This window comes from Streptomyces venezuelae, assembly GCF_008642315.1.
Lineage (GTDB): Bacteria > Actinomycetota > Actinomycetes > Streptomycetales > Streptomycetaceae > Streptomyces > Streptomyces venezuelae_D.
Window position 1 is genome coordinate 1,952,452 of the sequence record NZ_CP029192.1, and the last position, 14,404, is coordinate 1,966,855.

The following is a 14,404-nucleotide window of genomic DNA, read 5'->3' on the forward strand; positions in this document are numbered from 1 at the left end:
GCAGCGCACCGCGGGGCTCCCACCTGTGCGTCGGCGCGGCGAGCGGCCGCGCGGGTGTGATCCAGGAGATCACTCGGCGGCCTCCGCCGCAGTTCGCGTACGTCCGTTCGAGTGAGGGCCGCCGTCGCGTCGGGACGGCCGACGCGTCCTTGACACGTCTACCGGGGCATGGGGTACTTCGATTGCCTCAGTGGTGAACCGGACGGGGGGCCAACTGGCGGTGCAGCACTATCCGAGTGTTCCTGAACTCGTCTTCTCCGCGCGACAGTTGGCAGCTCACCGTCCCGAACTGGCTTCCCTGCGCGAAGTGGGAACCTCGCGCGCGGGGCGGCCCCTGCACCTGCTCTCCATAGGGCACCGTCCGCTCTCCACAGCACCCCGCCCGCGCGCCGTCCTCGTCGTCGCGGGCGCACACGCCAACGAGCCGACCGGCGGTTCCACGCTGCTGCACATCGCCGAGCGGACCCTGCGCGATCCACGGCTGCGCGGCGACACCTCCTGGCACTTCCTGCTCTGCGCGGACCCGGACGGCGCGAGCCTGCACCGCACACCCGCCCCGCGCACCCTCCTCGACTACCACCGGAACTTCTTCCGCCCCGCGGGTCCCGAGCAGCCGGAGTGGTCGCCCTCCGTCCTGCCGCCCGACCGGCTGCCGCCGGAGACCCGCGCCCTGAACGCCGTCATCGACGAACTGCGCCCCTACTTGCAGGTGTCGTTGCACTGCACCGACCTGGGCGGCAGCTGGATACAGCTCACGAAGGACATTCCCGGCCTCGCGGAGCCGTTCGCCAAATCGGCTGCGGAACTGCACATTCCGGTGGAGACGGGGGCGTCTGACGCCGCGGGCTGGCCGGTCTCGGGACCGGGCGTCCATGTGCTGCCGCACCCCGGCACCGACGCGGCGTACCCGAGCCTGCCCGAGGACGCCCGGCGCACCACCTGGCACCGCACCCACCGCTACGGCGGACGCACCGCGATCATCGAGGTCCCGATGTGGGCCAGCGACCTGGTCGACGACCCGCAGACGCACCCGGCGCCCGCGCGGGCGATGCGGACGCTAGCGGTGCGGCTGCGGCGGGACGCGCGCCTGGTGGAGGACATCCTGGCCGAGGCCCTGCCACGGCTCTCCCACGACGGCGGCGCCGGTGGCCTCGACGGGCCGCTGCTGCGGGCCGCGCGGTGGGCGCTCGCGTTGGTGCCGGGCCTCGCCGACGACTGGCGGCGGCTGCCGCCCGCCGACACGTCCCGGGCGTACATCGGAAGCGTCGACGCCTTCGGCAGGCGCCTGCCGCTGCGGGCCGCGGCCATGCTGCTGCGGGTCCTCGACGAGGCCGGCGACCGTGCGGCGCCACGTCTTGAGATGCTCGTGGCGCAGTGGAGCGAGGCGTTCGCCGAGCGGTTCAGAGCCCGCTGGGTGCCGCTGGAGGACCAGGTGGAACACCAGTCGCGCACCACGGTCGCCGCCGCGTGGCACGCGCGCGTGGAGGCCGACGGCGACCGCGCGGCGCTTTGACGCCCACGCCCGACCGCCTGCGTCCGCGAGCGGTTCTCAGGTCGTCGAGAGACGGAACGCCATCCGGCCGAAGCTCACCGAGTCGCCGTCCTGGACGATCGCCGCCCCGGTCACCCTGCGGCCGTTCACGGACGTGCCGTTCGTCGAGCCGAGGTCGCGCAGCACCCACACACCGCCCTGCCGCCGCAGCTCGGCGTGGACCCGGGAGACCGTGTCGTGGCTCAGCCGCAGGCCGTTGGCGGGGTCGCGGCCGATCCGCAGCGGGAAGGCGCTGTCGGGTGAGGGCAGCAGCAGCTTCGGCAGCCGCTCGGCCTGCCAGGCCCTGCGCAGCTTCATCGTGAACCCGGAGACCGCTCCCACACCGCCGAGCACCATGCGCGACCAGCGGCCCTCGGTCCGCAGGTCGTCGGTGAGGGCGGCCAGTTCGTCGGGCCGCCTGGCGGCGAGCACGAGCTCCATGCGCCGCAGGAACGTGTCGTGCGAGAGCCTGCCGACGGCCGCGCCCTCCTTGAGTGCGTCCAGCGCCCTGTCGCGCTCCGCGTCCGTCACCCGCGCGGGGTACGTGGAGAACTCGAAAGAGGATGTCACCAGGGAATTGTCCGTCACTCGCGGCCCGGGTGTCCAGAACGGGGAGTTCGAGCGCCGTTCGATCGATTTCCGGACGGATCCCCCCACGGACCGAGGGTTTCTGACGCACCATGGGACACACGGTGTGACGGACAGCGGACGAGGGAGAACCGTCGGTGAGGTTCGAAGTGTGGGCGCCGGATGCCGAGCGGGTCGTGCTGGAGTGCGCGGGGGCCACGCGCGCGCTGGAGCGCGACGGGGGCCGCGCGGGGTGGTGGTCGGGGGAAGCGGCGGCCGAGGACGGCACCCTGTACGGCTTCTCGGTGGACGGCGGGCCGGTCCTGCCCGACCCGCGCTCGCGCCGCCAGCCGGAGGGGCCCGACGGGCTCAGCGCGGTCGTCGACCACGACCGGTACGCGTGGCGCACGCCGTGGGCGGGGCGCGGGGTGCGGGACGCGGTCCTGTACGAGCTGCACGTGGGGACGTACACGCGCGAAGGGACGCTCGACGCGGCAGCCGACCGGCTCGGACACCTGGCGGAGCTGGGCATCACGCACGTGGAGCTGATGCCGCTGTGCCCGTTCCCCGGGCGGTACGGCTGGGGGTACGAGGGGGTGTCGCTCTGGGCGGTGCACGAGCCGTACGGCGGGCCCGAGGCGCTGAAACGATTTGTCGACGCGGCGCACGCGCACGGCCTCGGCGTCGTCCTGGACGTCGTCCACAACCACCTCGGCCCCTCCGGCAACTACCTGCCCGCGTTCGGGCCGTACTTCACCGAGACGCACCAGACGCCGTGGGGCGCCGCCGTCAACCTGGACGCGCCCGGCTCGGACGAGGTGCGCGCGTATCTGACGGGCAGCGCCCTGGCCTGGCTGCGCGACTACCGCATCGACGGCCTCCGCCTCGACGCGGTGCACGCGCTGGTGGACACGCGCGCGTGCCACTTCCTGGAGGAACTCTCCGTCGCCGTCGACTCCTTGGCCGCCGAGCTCGACCGGCCGCTGGCCCTGATCGCCGAGTCGGACCTGGGCGACCCGCGGATCGTCACCCCGCGCGCGAGGGGCGGCCTCGGTCTCCAGGCGCAGTGGAACGACGACTTCCACCACGCGCTGCACACCACGCTCACCGGCGAGGCGCAGGGCTACTACGAAGACTTCGCTCGCGCACCGCTGGCCGCTCTCGCCAAGACGCTGACACGCGGCTTCTTCCACGACGGGACGTACTCGACGTTCCGCGGCCGCGCCCACGGACGCCCGGTGGACCGCGCGCGGACCCCCGCGTACCGCTTCCTCGGCTACGCGCAGACGCACGACCAGATCGGCAACCGCGCCCTGGGAGACCGGCTTTCGGCCTCCCTCTCCCCCGGCCTGCTCGCCTGCGCGGCCGCGCTCACCCTGACGAGCCCGTTCACACCGATGCTCTTCATGGGCGAGGAGTGGGGCGCCACGACGCCCTGGCAGTTCTTCACCGACCACACGGACCCCGAACTCGCGGAGGCCGTACGCCGGGGCAGGCGCAGGGAGTTCGCGGCGCACGGGTGGGCCGCGGAGGACATCCCCGACCCGCAGGACCACGGGACCCGCGACCGGTCGTGCCTGGACTGGTCCGAGCCGGCGAAGGGCCACCACGCGCGGCTCCTCGCCTGGCACCGGGAACTGATCGCCCTGCGGCGCGCCCGCGGCGATTTGACCGACCCCGACCTCGCGGCGGTGCGGGTCGTGTACGACGAGGGAGCCCGCTGGTTCGCGTACCGGCGCGGGGATCTGCGGATCGCCGTGAACTTCGGCAAGGAGCCCGTCACCGTGCCGCTGGACGGGCGCCACGCGCGCGTGCTCGCCGCGTGGGAGCCGGTCCAGGCGCCCGGCGCGGACGGAGTGGTGCGACTGCCGGCCGAATCGTGCGTGATCCTGGCAACGGCGTGATCCTCGCGACCGCGTAACGTCGGAGCCCACCTACGGGAGGCGGATCACGGGACATGAAGCAACGATTCCTGGGCCGGACCGGGCTGCGCGTCAGCGAACTCTGCTTCGGCGCGATGACGTTCGGCAGCGGCGCGGACGAGGCGACGTCGCACCGCATGCTGGACACGTTCACGGAGGCCGGCGGCACGTTCGTCGACACGGCCGACATGTACGGACGCGGTCTGTCGGAGGAGATCCTCGGCCGCTGGCTCAAGGGCCGCCGCAGGGACGAACTCGTCGTCGCCACCAAGGTGTTCGCCACGATGAGCGACGCGCCGAACGCCGGCGGCCTGAGCCGCAAACACATCGTGTCCGCCGTCGACGCGAGCCTGCGGCGGCTCGGCACCGACTACATCGACCTCTACCAGACGCACGTGTGGGACGCGACGACGCCCGTTGAGGAGACCCTGTCCACCCTGGACACCCTCGTGAAAGCGGGCAAGGTCCGCTACCTGGGCGCGAGCAACCACTCCGGAGCACAGCTGCAGAAGGCCCTCGACGTGGCGCGGGCGCACGACTGGGAGCCGTACGCGTGCCTGCAGCCGTTCTACAACCTGCTCGGGCGTGACATCGAGTGGGAGCTGCTGCCGCTCAGCGAGGCGGAGGGCGTCGGCGTCATCCCGTACAGCCCGCTGCACGGCGGCTGGCTCTCGGGCAAGTTCCGGCGGGGCATGACGGCCCCGCCGGAGGGCACGCGGGGCGCGGGCAGCTGGGAGGAGCAGGCCACGGAGGACACGTGGCGGGTCGTCGACGCGGTCCTGGAGGTCGCCGGGGAGACCGGGCGCTCCCCGGCGCAGGTGGCGCTGCGCTGGCTCCTCCAGCAGCCCGGTGTGACCGCGCCGATCGTCGGGGCCCGCTCCGTCGAGCAGCTGACCGACAACCTGGGTTGCGTGGAATGGGAGTTGACGGAAGGGCAGCGGGAGCGGCTCACGGAGGCGAGCGCCCGGCCGCTGCCCTACCCGTACAACGTCCTCGCGCACTACCCGGGCCGCGAGCCGCGGGTCGGCCCGCGCACCGACAACAGCTGACCGCTGCCCTTGTCCTTCGGACGGCTACTGGCCGCGAGTCAGTCGACGATCGCCATCTCGCGGGCGGTGGTGTTGAGCCGCCGGCCGCCGCCCTCGGTGACCGTCACGATGTCCTCGATGCGCACTCCGAAGCGGCCCGGCAGGTAGATGCCGGGCTCCACGGAGAAGCACATGCCGGGCACGAGGGGCTGCTCCTCGCCCTCGATCATGTAGGGCGGTTCGTGGGTGGTGACCCCGATGCCGTGTCCGGTGCGGTGGATGAAGTACTCGCCGTAGCCGAACTCGGTGATCACGTCGCGGGCCGCGCGGTCGATGTCCTGGCAGGCCACGCCGGGCCGCACCGCCGCGCAGCCTGCCGCCTGCGCCTCGCGCACCACGTCGTGGACGCGCTGCTCCTCGGCGGTCGGCTCCCCGACGTGGACGGTGCGGGAGGTGTCCGAGCCGTAGCCGTGCAGCAGCCCGCCGAAGTCGAGGACGACCATGTCGCCCCGTTCGATGACGCGGTCGCCCGCCTCGTGGTGCGGGTTGGCGCCGTTGGGCCCTGAGCCGACGACGGTGAAGTCCACCTGCGCATGCCCGAACCGCCGCAGCAGATCGGCGAGATCAGCGGCGACGTCCGTCTCCCTGCGGCCCGCGAAGGACACCTTCTGGATCTCCTCGTACGCCGCGTCGGCCGCCGCGCCCGCAGCCGCGAGGCGCTCCAGCTCGGCCTCGTCCTTCACCGCGCGGAGCATGGGCAGCGCCTGTGTGAGCGAGACGTAGGAGGTGCCGGGCAGTGCCTGCTGGAAGCCGAGCAGGTGCATCGCCCAGGCGTTGTCGCTCACTCCGAAGCGACCCGATACGTCCAGGAGGGGCGCGGTGACGGCATACGGGTCCTTGCCGTCCGTCCAGTCCCGCAGGGTGAGCGCGGGGGCGCCCGCGGCGCGTGCGGCGTCCGGTGCCTCCAGGGTCGGCACGACGAGGACGGGGTCCTGTCCGGCCGCGAGCACGAGGAGCGTCAGGCGCTCGGTGTCCGCGGTCGGCCGGTAGCCGGTGAGCCACACGAGGTCGGGCCCCGGGGCGACGAGCAGGCCCGCCAGACCCGCGTCCGCGGCCGTGGCGGCGGCCCGCTCCATACGTGCTCGGTAGTCGTCGGCGGTGAAGGGCGCGGGCGCGCTGCTCATGGTGACCTCCCTGTAGTCCACGCCAGAGATCCTGCCCCTCGCCGCGCGGGACCGCGAGCCCGGGGCGGGGATTGTGAGAGGGGCCCTCAGGTCACTACGCCGGGCCGCGCCGCCAGGACTTGGCGCGCACCGCTCGCGTGGCGCACCGTCAGGGTCACGGTGCTGCCGGCCCGGGCTCGACCGACCCGCATGGCGAGCTCGGCGGCCGAGCCGATCCGGGCCCCGCCGAACACGACCACGGTGTCGCCGCGCACGAGTCCCGCGGCGTGTCCGGGCCCCGGCACGTGCACCCCGACGAGCAGGGCACCGCCCGCGCCGCGGGGGGCGTCGACGGCTTCGATGCCGAGGGCGGCGGCGGGAGGGCGTGGACGCGGTGCGGAGGCGCGAGGGCCGGGGGTGGGGCGTTCCGGGGCGGCCAACGGTGTGCCGGGCCCGGGGGCGGCCCCCGGCCCGGCGCGCCCGGCCGCCGCCTTCTGCGTCCCGGCGAGCTTGCTCATGCCGATGACGGTGGCGCTCACGGTTCCGATGCCGATGCCCGAGAGCACGAGGGCGGCAGCGCAGAGGAGCCCGAGGAGCAGCGTCGTCAACCGCCTGCCGCGACGCCGGGCGGCGTGGGGGCGGTGGGTTCCGCGAGGCGTACGCAGCCGGCGGAGACGTGGGGCGGGGGTGTGGGCGGGGGCGGTACGCGCGGGGCTCGGGCCTGGGCTGCTGCCCAGGTCGCCCGCGTCAGCGGGTACGCCTGAACTCCGGGCAGCGTGCCGCCCAGACCCCTCACGCACCCCAGGGCCGACCTCCCACTCCGAGCCTTCCCCCCAGCCGAAAGCCTGCCCAGCCCCCTGCCCCTGGCCGACACCTCCACCGAGCCCCACGGCCGAATCCCGGCCGGACTCCCGGCCACGACTCCCGCCCTGGCCCCAGTCGGCGTCCTCTCGGCCCGACTCCCCGCCCATGTCCTGACCGGGCCCCCGACCAGCGCCCTGGACCATGTCCCAACCCGAGTCCCAGCCACGCCCCTCCCCCGTCCTCCTACCGGCATCCCGGCCAGGGCCCCCCACCGAGTCCCAGCCGGGAGCGCGGCCAGAACCCTCGCCCACCTCCTGTTCAGAACCCCGGCCGAAGCCCCGGCCCCCATCCCGACGCCGGGCCCGGTCGGTATCCCGGCATGACCCCTGACCCATGCCTGGGTCGGAACCCCCACCGGACCCCCCGCCCGCACCGGGGCCAGATCCCCCATCCATGTCCTGGCCGGAACCCCAGGCCGAGTCCTGGTCCAAGCCCCAGCCCGGGCCCCGATCCGGACCCCGGTCGGAGCCCTCGCCGGGAGCCGGGTCGGGGGTGCGGGCGGGGTTTCGGCCAGGCATCGGCTTGGGACGGAACGTGGTGTGGTCCATGGGGCGCCTCCGGCCACAGCTCTACCCGGAGTGAGCCCTCGTCGACGCCTCACGAACGGGTGATGTCCAGCTGAGCGGTCAGCGTTCGGGCGGGGCCTCGGAGCGTGCCGGTGTGGAGGAGTTCCGTGCGGTGGACGACGCGGGGTGTCGTCAGGGGTACGGCGACGGTGCCCCGTGACTCCTCCGCCACCCACCGCGGCAGCAGGGCGAGGCCGTGGCCCGCGGCGACCAGCGCGGTGAGGGTGCGCAGGTCCGTGCCGTCGTAGCGCAGGGCGGGGCGGAAGCCCGACGTGCCGGACGCGGCGCGGAGTTGGGCCAGCGGCAGCCCCGTGTCGGGGGCGTCGATCCAGCGGGCGTCCACCAGGTCACCGAGGCGCAGACCCCTGCGGCGGGCCAGCGGGTGGTCCTCGGTGAGGAGCACGGCCACGGGTTCCTCACCGAGGCCCCGCACGCCCAGCGGGGCGACGTCCGGCAGGCGCAGGGGGTCGCTGGGCGCCGCGAGTCCGTCGACCAGGCCGAGGTCGGCGGCGCCCGTCGCGACGGCCCCGGGGACCTCGTCGCGCGGCAGCACGGCGAGGGTGACGCCCGCCGCGGGGAGCGCACGCACCGTACGCGGTGTCAGCGCGGTCGACGTGGCCGCGAGCGTCAGCCCCTGCTCGGGCGCGGCCGCCATGCGGACGACCTCCGCGCGGGCCGCGTCCAGGCGCAGCAGCAGTGGGCCCGCGTGCTCCAGGAGACGGGCGCCCGCCGGGGTGGGGGCCACCGGTCGGCGGGTGAGCAGGGCCGCGCCGAGGTCCTGCTCCAGGGCGGCGATGTGCTGGGAGACGGCGGACTGGGTGTAGCCGAGCTCGCGGGCAGCCTCGGAGAAGGAGGCGAGGCGGGCGACCGTCACGTACGTGCGCAGGAGGTGCGGGTCCATGGCCGCAAGGATCCCCCGGCGGCCGGGGCCACGATCACCAGGGTGGATGCCCGGCCGCCGTCCTGCGGCCGCCTGCCCATCGCCATCACCGCCATCACTGCCATCAGGAACGCTGATGGAGCATGCAGCAATCATCGTTGGACGTGAACTGAGGCGCCCGACCAGGATGACCGCATGACCACAGACACCCGCGCCGCCCGCCTCGCCCTCGTCGGCGACCGCTCCCCCAACGTCACCTCCCACACCCGGATCCCGCTCCTCCTGGACGCCCTCGCCGCCCAGGACCGCCTCGTCCTCGACGCGTACTGGATCCCGACCGAGGACGCCGAGGAGCCGGACGCCGTGCGCGGCTTCGACGCCGTGTGGGTGGTGCCGGGCAGCCCCTACCGCAGCGAGGCCGGGGCGCTCGCCGCGATCCGCGCGGCGCGCGAGGACGGCGTGCCGTTCCTCGGTACGTGCGGCGGCTTCCAGCACACGCTCCTGGAGTACGCCCGGAACGTGTGCGGCCTGACCGACGTCGCCCACGCCGAGAACGATCCCGACGCCGACGACCTGCTCCTCACCCCGCTCGCCTGCTCGCTGGTCGGCCACGAGGGCACGGTGACCATCGCGGAGGGCTCGCTCGCCGAGTCCGTCGTGGGCGCCCGCAGGTCGATCGAGCGCTACCACTGCTCGTACGGCCCCACCGCCCACCTCGACACGCTGCGCGCGCACGGCCTGCGGTTCTCCGGTGAGGACGAGGAGGGCCAGGTGCGGATGGCCGAACTCCCCGGCCACCCCTTCTTCCTGGCCTCCCTCTTCCAGCCGGAGCTGTCCGGCGACGGCTCGCGGCCGCACCCGATCGTGCGGGCCCTGGCACGAGCCGCCGTCCGGCACGCGGGCGTGGCCGCGTGATTCCATCCGGCCGACTGGCCGCCGGCTAGCCGTCGTGGTCCCCGTGACCACCCCCGTGCCCGGCGCCGTGGTCGAACTTCAGGGCCTCCTTGGGCATCACCACGAAGGGCCGCATCATCCCCATGTCCTCGTGCTCCAGGAAGTGGCAGTGGTACATGAAGCGGCCGTACGCCCCGTCGAACTTGCCCATGACGCGCAGCATCTGACCGCCGGGCACGCGGAAGACGTCCTTCCAGCCGCGCTCGTTCGGGGCCAGCGGCGCGGGCCGCCGCGGGTCGACGGCGATGGGCGCGCGCGTACCGCCGATGGTGACGTCGAAGCCCGAGACGTCGCAGGTGTCCCTGCCGAGGAGCTGGAAGTCCGCCAGGTGGATGTGCATCGGGTGCAGCACCGGCGGGTTCGCGGCGAGGTTCAGGAACGTCCACTGTTCGTGGCTGCCCTCGGCGATGGTGATGCCGAGGCCGTCGTTGAACGTGCGGGCGATCCTTCGGTACGTCTTGACCTTGCCGTCGTCCCCGCGCAGCTGGATGATCCCCTCGGTCGGCACCTGGACGTCACCCGGCTTCTCGACCTCGGCCATCTCCCAGATCTCCGGGTGGCCGCCGCCTCCCTTGGTGGCGGGCGGGGTGAGCACGATCAGCCGGTGGCCGTGCGCGATGTCGTGCGTGAGCGGGCGGAAGGAGCCCGAGAGGACCTCCGGCAGTTCGAAGGTGTCCGGCTCCGCGCACTCGCCCACCCGGAACTCCATGACCTGCGGATAGCGCACGTCGTTCGCCACGTCGGGAACGCCGGGCGGCTGCGCCCGCCCCTTGTTGACCAGCCGCAGCCGCTGCCCGGCGAGCTCCCGGAAGTCGATGAGCAGGTCCATGCGCTCGGCCGGGGCGACGGTGAGCGTGGGCAGCGCCCCTTCGAAGTCGACGGGCACGGGGCGCGGCAGGAGCCCGCCGTCGCTGCCGATCTGGTGGAGGACGCCCCGCACGGGGTTGTTGTCCTCGTCGACGAGCACGAGGTCGTAGATGCGGGCGTTCGACGCGTTGACCAGGCGGAAGCGGTACCAGGCCGGGTCCACGTCCGCGTACGGCCAGATGCGGCCGTTGACCGTCGTGTAGGGACCCGAGAAGGGCAGGGTGACCGGCTTGCCCGTCTCGGCGTTTTTGGGGTCGACGATGGTGGTCTTGTGCAGGAGGCGGCCGTTCAGCCGGCCGTCCCCCTCGTCCGTGTCCAGGTTCCTGTCGGCGATGAGCAGCGGGATCTCCCGCTCGCCGCAGGGCAGTTGCAGCGCGTCCTCCTCGTCGTCCCTGACCAGATAGGTGCCGTACAGACCCGCCATCACGTTCCAGCGCGTGATGTTCATGGCATGGTCGTGGTACCACCACTGCACCGCCTGGTGGTCGTTCGGGTACTCGGAGAGCTGTGCGTCTCCGTACCCCACGGCGTTGTCCGCCCAGCCGTCGTTGCCGCCGCCCGTCTGCGCGCCGTGCAGATGCGTCACCGACCAGGCGGGCAGCGCCGCCACGTCCTTGTTCGGCTCGATGCCCCCGCGGCCCGGCAGGGTGTTGGGCGGCGGGTCCTTCTGCGGGTCGCCGCGCGGGGCCTCGACGGCCGTGACGGGATACTCGCCCTGCGGAATGCGGTTGGTCCATGCGATCCGGACGCGCTGCCCGCGCCGCACCTCGATGGTGGGGCCCGGCACCGAGCCGTCATACCCCCACATCAGGGTCGGCGGGAGCTGCGGGTGCAGGCGCACCCACGTCGGCCGCAGCGCGATCTCGGTCTCCTCCGGCACGTCGGCGGATGCGGGCCGCAGAACCGGTGGGACGGTCAACGGCGAGACGAACGGCGCCAGTTCCCCGTCGGCGGCACCCGTCCCCGCCGGTTCCGCCCCGGCAGCTTCCGGGCCGACGCCTTCCCTGCCGGCCACTTCCGCATCCGGCGACTCTTCCGTGCCGCGCTCAATGATGTCGGTCAAGATCGAACACCCCCGTGTTTTTCCCCCGTTTCGCGGCCGCCCGACGACCGCCTTCACTTCAGAAGACTCCCGGCGCCCCACCGAAGTTCCACGAATCCTCCATTCCGGATGAAACCATCCGAAGGGGGCTTGTCGGAGCACCGCGGGGCGCGCGATCGGGCAGGAAGCCGTGCGCGCGCCCGGCCAGGTCCTGCGCGCCGTAGCGCCGACAGCCGTGGTGCCAGTTGAGGATGCCCGCCATCCAGTTCTTCAGGTCGGCGACGTAACCGTCCATGACGGCGCGGCCCTCGCGCGACAGCGCGAAGTCCTCGTACAGGGACGGCAGTTCATGAGCGCAGACATGCTCGAACTGGCGCAGGCGCTGGGTCGTCAGATCGTGGACGACGCGCAGCGCCGACGGGTAGTCGCAGCCGAAGAAGTTCTGCACGACGAGGATGCCGTTGTGGAACTCGCCCTCGTACTCGATCTCCTTCTGGTACGAGAAGATGTCGTTCACGAGCATGGCGTAGTCGACGGCGGCGTTCTCCAGGGAGCGGACGGGGCCGCTGCGGTAGACCGCGGGCGGCACGGCGGGCCCGTGGCCCATCCGGCACAGGCTCATCGTCAGGTCGGCGCCGAACGTGGCGCGGCGCATCTCCAGGTAGTCGACCGGGTCGGGCACGCGGTGGTGCAGCTGGTTGAAGATCTCCCACACCCAGCTCTCCGTCATGACGTCGACGGCGTCGCGCAGCACCTTGCGCTGTCGGTCGGTCATGTCGCGGGTCGTGCGCGACCACAGGTCGACGAGGCCGCGCTCCATGGCGTTCACGGGTACCGGGGCGGGCTCGCCGGCGAGTGTCATGCAGGCGGAGAGGCGTTCGGTGCAGAGCTTCGCGGCGGCGAGGTCGTGGCGGCGGCCGAAGACGAGGGGGTAGTAGTCGTCGCCGTACGTGCCCCATACGAGCCACTGCGTGCTGAGGTCGAGTGCCTGTTGTGTGCCGTCCGGGTCGAGACCCGCGGCGCACAGCGGCAGGTCGTACGCGTCGAGCTTGTCCTCGTCCCAGACGCCCTCCTCCAGGATGCCCATTTCGTGCGCCCACCCGGTGATGCGCTGCCGCGCGGTGTCGAGGCCGGGGTTGAGCCGCAACGGGAACGGCATGGACAGGTCGGGGATGCGGGAAGGGCCCACCTTCTGGAAGGGAACGTGCGTGAAGGACCGCATCCGTTCCGCCCCGGCGGCGGAGAGCAGCGACGCGATGTCGGTCCCCGACGTCCCGAGGCCAGTGGGGCCGGCGAGCGGCGAACCCGGGGCGGCGACGGCCGCCCCTTCGTTCATGTACCGGCTGGAGCGCAGATGCCACTCGTGGCCGCCCGACTGCCAGTCCTGAAGACCTTTCGTGTACGCGGCGACGGCCGCCACCTCGGGCGGGGTGAGACCTTTCTCCAGGGCGACGGCGGGTACTTCGGTCGCCGCCGTGTGCTCGAACTGGTGCAGGCGCGAGGTCAACACGTCGTTGACGGTGTCGGCCGCCTCCTGGGTGGTGCAGTCGAAGAAGGTCTCCAGTACGAGCACTCCGTTGCTGAGCTCGCCCTCGTCCTGCACCTCGCGCTGGTACGAGAAGAGGTCGTTCCGCAGGTGGACGGCGTCGGCGAAGGTCTCCATGAGCACGCGCAGCGGCCTCGTCCCCGCGACCGACGCGGGCACCTCCGCCGTCGCGTACTCGATGAGGCCCGCCGACCAGGGTGCGCCGCCGACCTTGCGGCGCATCTCGATGTACTCGACGGGGTTGGCGATCCGGCCCTCGTTGATGTTGGAGAGCTCCCACATCGACTCGTTGAGCAGGTGCTCCGTCGATTCGGCGAAGCGGCGGCGCCAGTCTCTGGACATCGCGGGCACGGTGCGCGCCCACAGGTCGGCGAGGCCCGCCTCCACCGGGTTGCGCGGCTCGGGCACGGCGGTCGACAGGTCCATGGGCATGAAGAGGGGCAGGCGGTCGAGGTGCGCCTTGCCCGCGGACGTGTCCTGGGTGCGTTTGTACATGTCCAGGAAGTGGTCGTCGAAGAAGAACACCCACACGTACCAGTCGGTGATCAGCGACAGCGCCGGGCCGTCGCAGTCGGGGTGGGTGTACGCGCACAACAGGCCGTAGTCGTGCGCGTCGAGGTCGCTCTGCTCCCAGATGCCGGAACCCTCCAGCATGCCCATGTCCCGCGCCCACCGGGTGGAGTGCGCGCGGGCCTCCTCCAGGTGGGGGTTGAGCCTCGCGGCGTACGGCATGTAGAAGTGCGGCAGTTCGAACGGCTGCGTCATGTGCCCGGCCCTACCCGGGGCTCCCCGCAGGCATCCGTGTGATGCCCGATGATCGCACCATCGCGTGAACCGGGGTCACTTCGCCTTCGAGAGAGGCAAAGACGTGCGAAGGGCCGCCCGGTTCCGCGCCTGCGAATCCTGGGTTTCCCCTCGTGCGCACCGTTCACGCCTCTAGGCTGCCGACGATGCCCTCGGAAGGAAACACGTCCATGACCGATGCGCCGCTGCGAGCGGAGCTGCTCCTGGACCGCGAGGTCCCCGAAGAACTGCGCCGCGAGCTGGTCGCCGCCTTCGAAGGACTCGGCGCTCCGCCGGTCCGGGTCCGGCACACCGTCGACCACCGCGGCGCCGCCGACATCCCGTGGATCGTCCTCGCCTCGCTGCCTCTGCAGGCGTTCCTCACCGGGCTGGGTGCGGAGGCGGTCAAGGACGCGTACGAGGCGTTCAAGGGTGTCGTACGAAGGACCGCGCGGCCGGAGGTACGTGAGCCCCGTGCGGAGGGTGCGGCGCGGCCGATCGTGCTCCAGGACGCGTCCAGCGGCCTCGACATCGTGCTGGAGCCCGACCTTCCGGCCGAGGCGTACGAGCGGCTCACCACGCTCGACCTCGCGGAGTTCGCGGTGGGGCCGCTGCACTACGACCGCGACCGGGGCCGCTGGCGTTCGCTCCTCGACGAGGCCGCCGGCTGACCCGGCCGCCACGGACCGGA

General features: G+C 72.8%; 11 protein-coding genes. 5 read left to right on the forward strand and 6 right to left on the reverse strand.

What is annotated here, in order from left to right; all coding sequences use genetic code 11:
• Positions 1–214 precede the first annotated feature (214 nt).
• Positions 215–1,513 carry a M14 family zinc carboxypeptidase gene (locus DEJ48_RS08225; protein ID WP_150221057.1) on the forward strand — a complete coding sequence of 433 codons (1,299 nt, stop codon included), beginning with the start codon at positions 215–217 and terminating at the stop codon, positions 1,511–1,513.
• A gap of 36 nt (positions 1,514–1,549) precedes the next feature.
• Here DEJ48_RS08225 and DEJ48_RS08230 read toward each other — a convergent pair whose 3' ends face one another.
• Positions 1,550–2,101 carry a DUF1707 and FHA domain-containing protein gene (locus DEJ48_RS08230; RefSeq protein ID WP_150215536.1) on the reverse strand — a complete coding sequence of 184 codons (552 nt, stop codon included), beginning with the start codon at positions 2,099–2,101 and terminating at the stop codon, positions 1,550–1,552.
• A 155-nt stretch (positions 2,102–2,256) separates the two neighbouring features.
• On the opposite strand from DEJ48_RS08230, the gene treZ reads away from it, so the two are divergent.
• On the forward strand, positions 2,257–4,002 hold the full coding sequence (treZ, locus tag DEJ48_RS08235) for a malto-oligosyltrehalose trehalohydrolase (protein WP_150215537.1): 1,746 nt from the start codon (positions 2,257–2,259) through the stop codon (positions 4,000–4,002).
• Positions 4,003–4,055: 53 nt separating this feature from the next.
• Entirely contained in the window at positions 4,056–5,069 is a 1,014-nt protein-coding gene (locus DEJ48_RS08240; protein ID WP_150215538.1) for an aldo/keto reductase, read from the forward strand.
• 38 nt (positions 5,070–5,107) lie between these two features.
• Here DEJ48_RS08240 and DEJ48_RS08245 read toward each other — a convergent pair whose 3' ends face one another.
• The 3 genes from DEJ48_RS08245 to DEJ48_RS08255 all read right to left on the reverse strand — a co-directional run bounded on the left by DEJ48_RS08245 (position 5,108) and on the right by DEJ48_RS08255 (position 8,542).
• A complete protein-coding gene (locus DEJ48_RS08245) occupies positions 5,108–6,232 on the reverse strand; it encodes an aminopeptidase P family protein (protein WP_150215539.1) in 1,125 nt (374 codons plus the stop codon).
• 86 nt (positions 6,233–6,318) lie between these two features.
• Complete coding sequence (locus DEJ48_RS40225) at positions 6,319–6,819, reverse strand: PDZ domain-containing protein (RefSeq protein WP_317850907.1); 501 nt, start codon at positions 6,817–6,819, stop codon at positions 6,319–6,321.
• An 853-nt stretch (positions 6,820–7,672) separates the two neighbouring features.
• Complete coding sequence (locus tag DEJ48_RS08255; protein WP_150215540.1) at positions 7,673–8,542, reverse strand: LysR family transcriptional regulator; 870 nt, start codon at positions 8,540–8,542, stop codon at positions 7,673–7,675.
• A gap of 174 nt (positions 8,543–8,716) precedes the next feature.
• On the opposite strand from DEJ48_RS08255, the gene DEJ48_RS08260 reads away from it, so the two are divergent.
• A complete protein-coding gene (locus DEJ48_RS08260; RefSeq protein ID WP_150215541.1) occupies positions 8,717–9,436 on the forward strand; it encodes a glutamine amidotransferase-related protein in 720 nt (239 codons plus the stop codon).
• A gap of 25 nt (positions 9,437–9,461) precedes the next feature.
• Here DEJ48_RS08260 and phsA read toward each other — a convergent pair whose 3' ends face one another.
• Both phsA and cyc2 read right to left on the reverse strand, forming a co-directional pair.
• Positions 9,462–11,405, reverse strand: coding sequence for an O-aminophenol oxidase PhsA (gene phsA / locus DEJ48_RS08265; protein ID WP_411757437.1), 1,944 nt, complete (start codon positions 11,403–11,405; stop codon positions 9,462–9,464).
• A 58-nt stretch (positions 11,406–11,463) separates the two neighbouring features.
• Positions 11,464–13,695: a germacradienol/geosmin synthase Cyc2 gene (cyc2, locus tag DEJ48_RS08270; RefSeq protein ID WP_223831954.1), complete on the reverse strand. Its 2,232-nt coding sequence runs from the start codon at positions 13,693–13,695 to the stop codon at positions 11,464–11,466.
• Between the two features lie 209 nt (positions 13,696–13,904).
• On the opposite strand from cyc2, the gene DEJ48_RS08275 reads away from it, so the two are divergent.
• Positions 13,905–14,384 carry a hypothetical protein gene (locus tag DEJ48_RS08275; RefSeq protein ID WP_150215542.1) on the forward strand — a complete coding sequence of 160 codons (480 nt, stop codon included), beginning with the start codon at positions 13,905–13,907 and terminating at the stop codon, positions 14,382–14,384.
• Positions 14,385–14,404 lie beyond the last annotated feature (20 nt).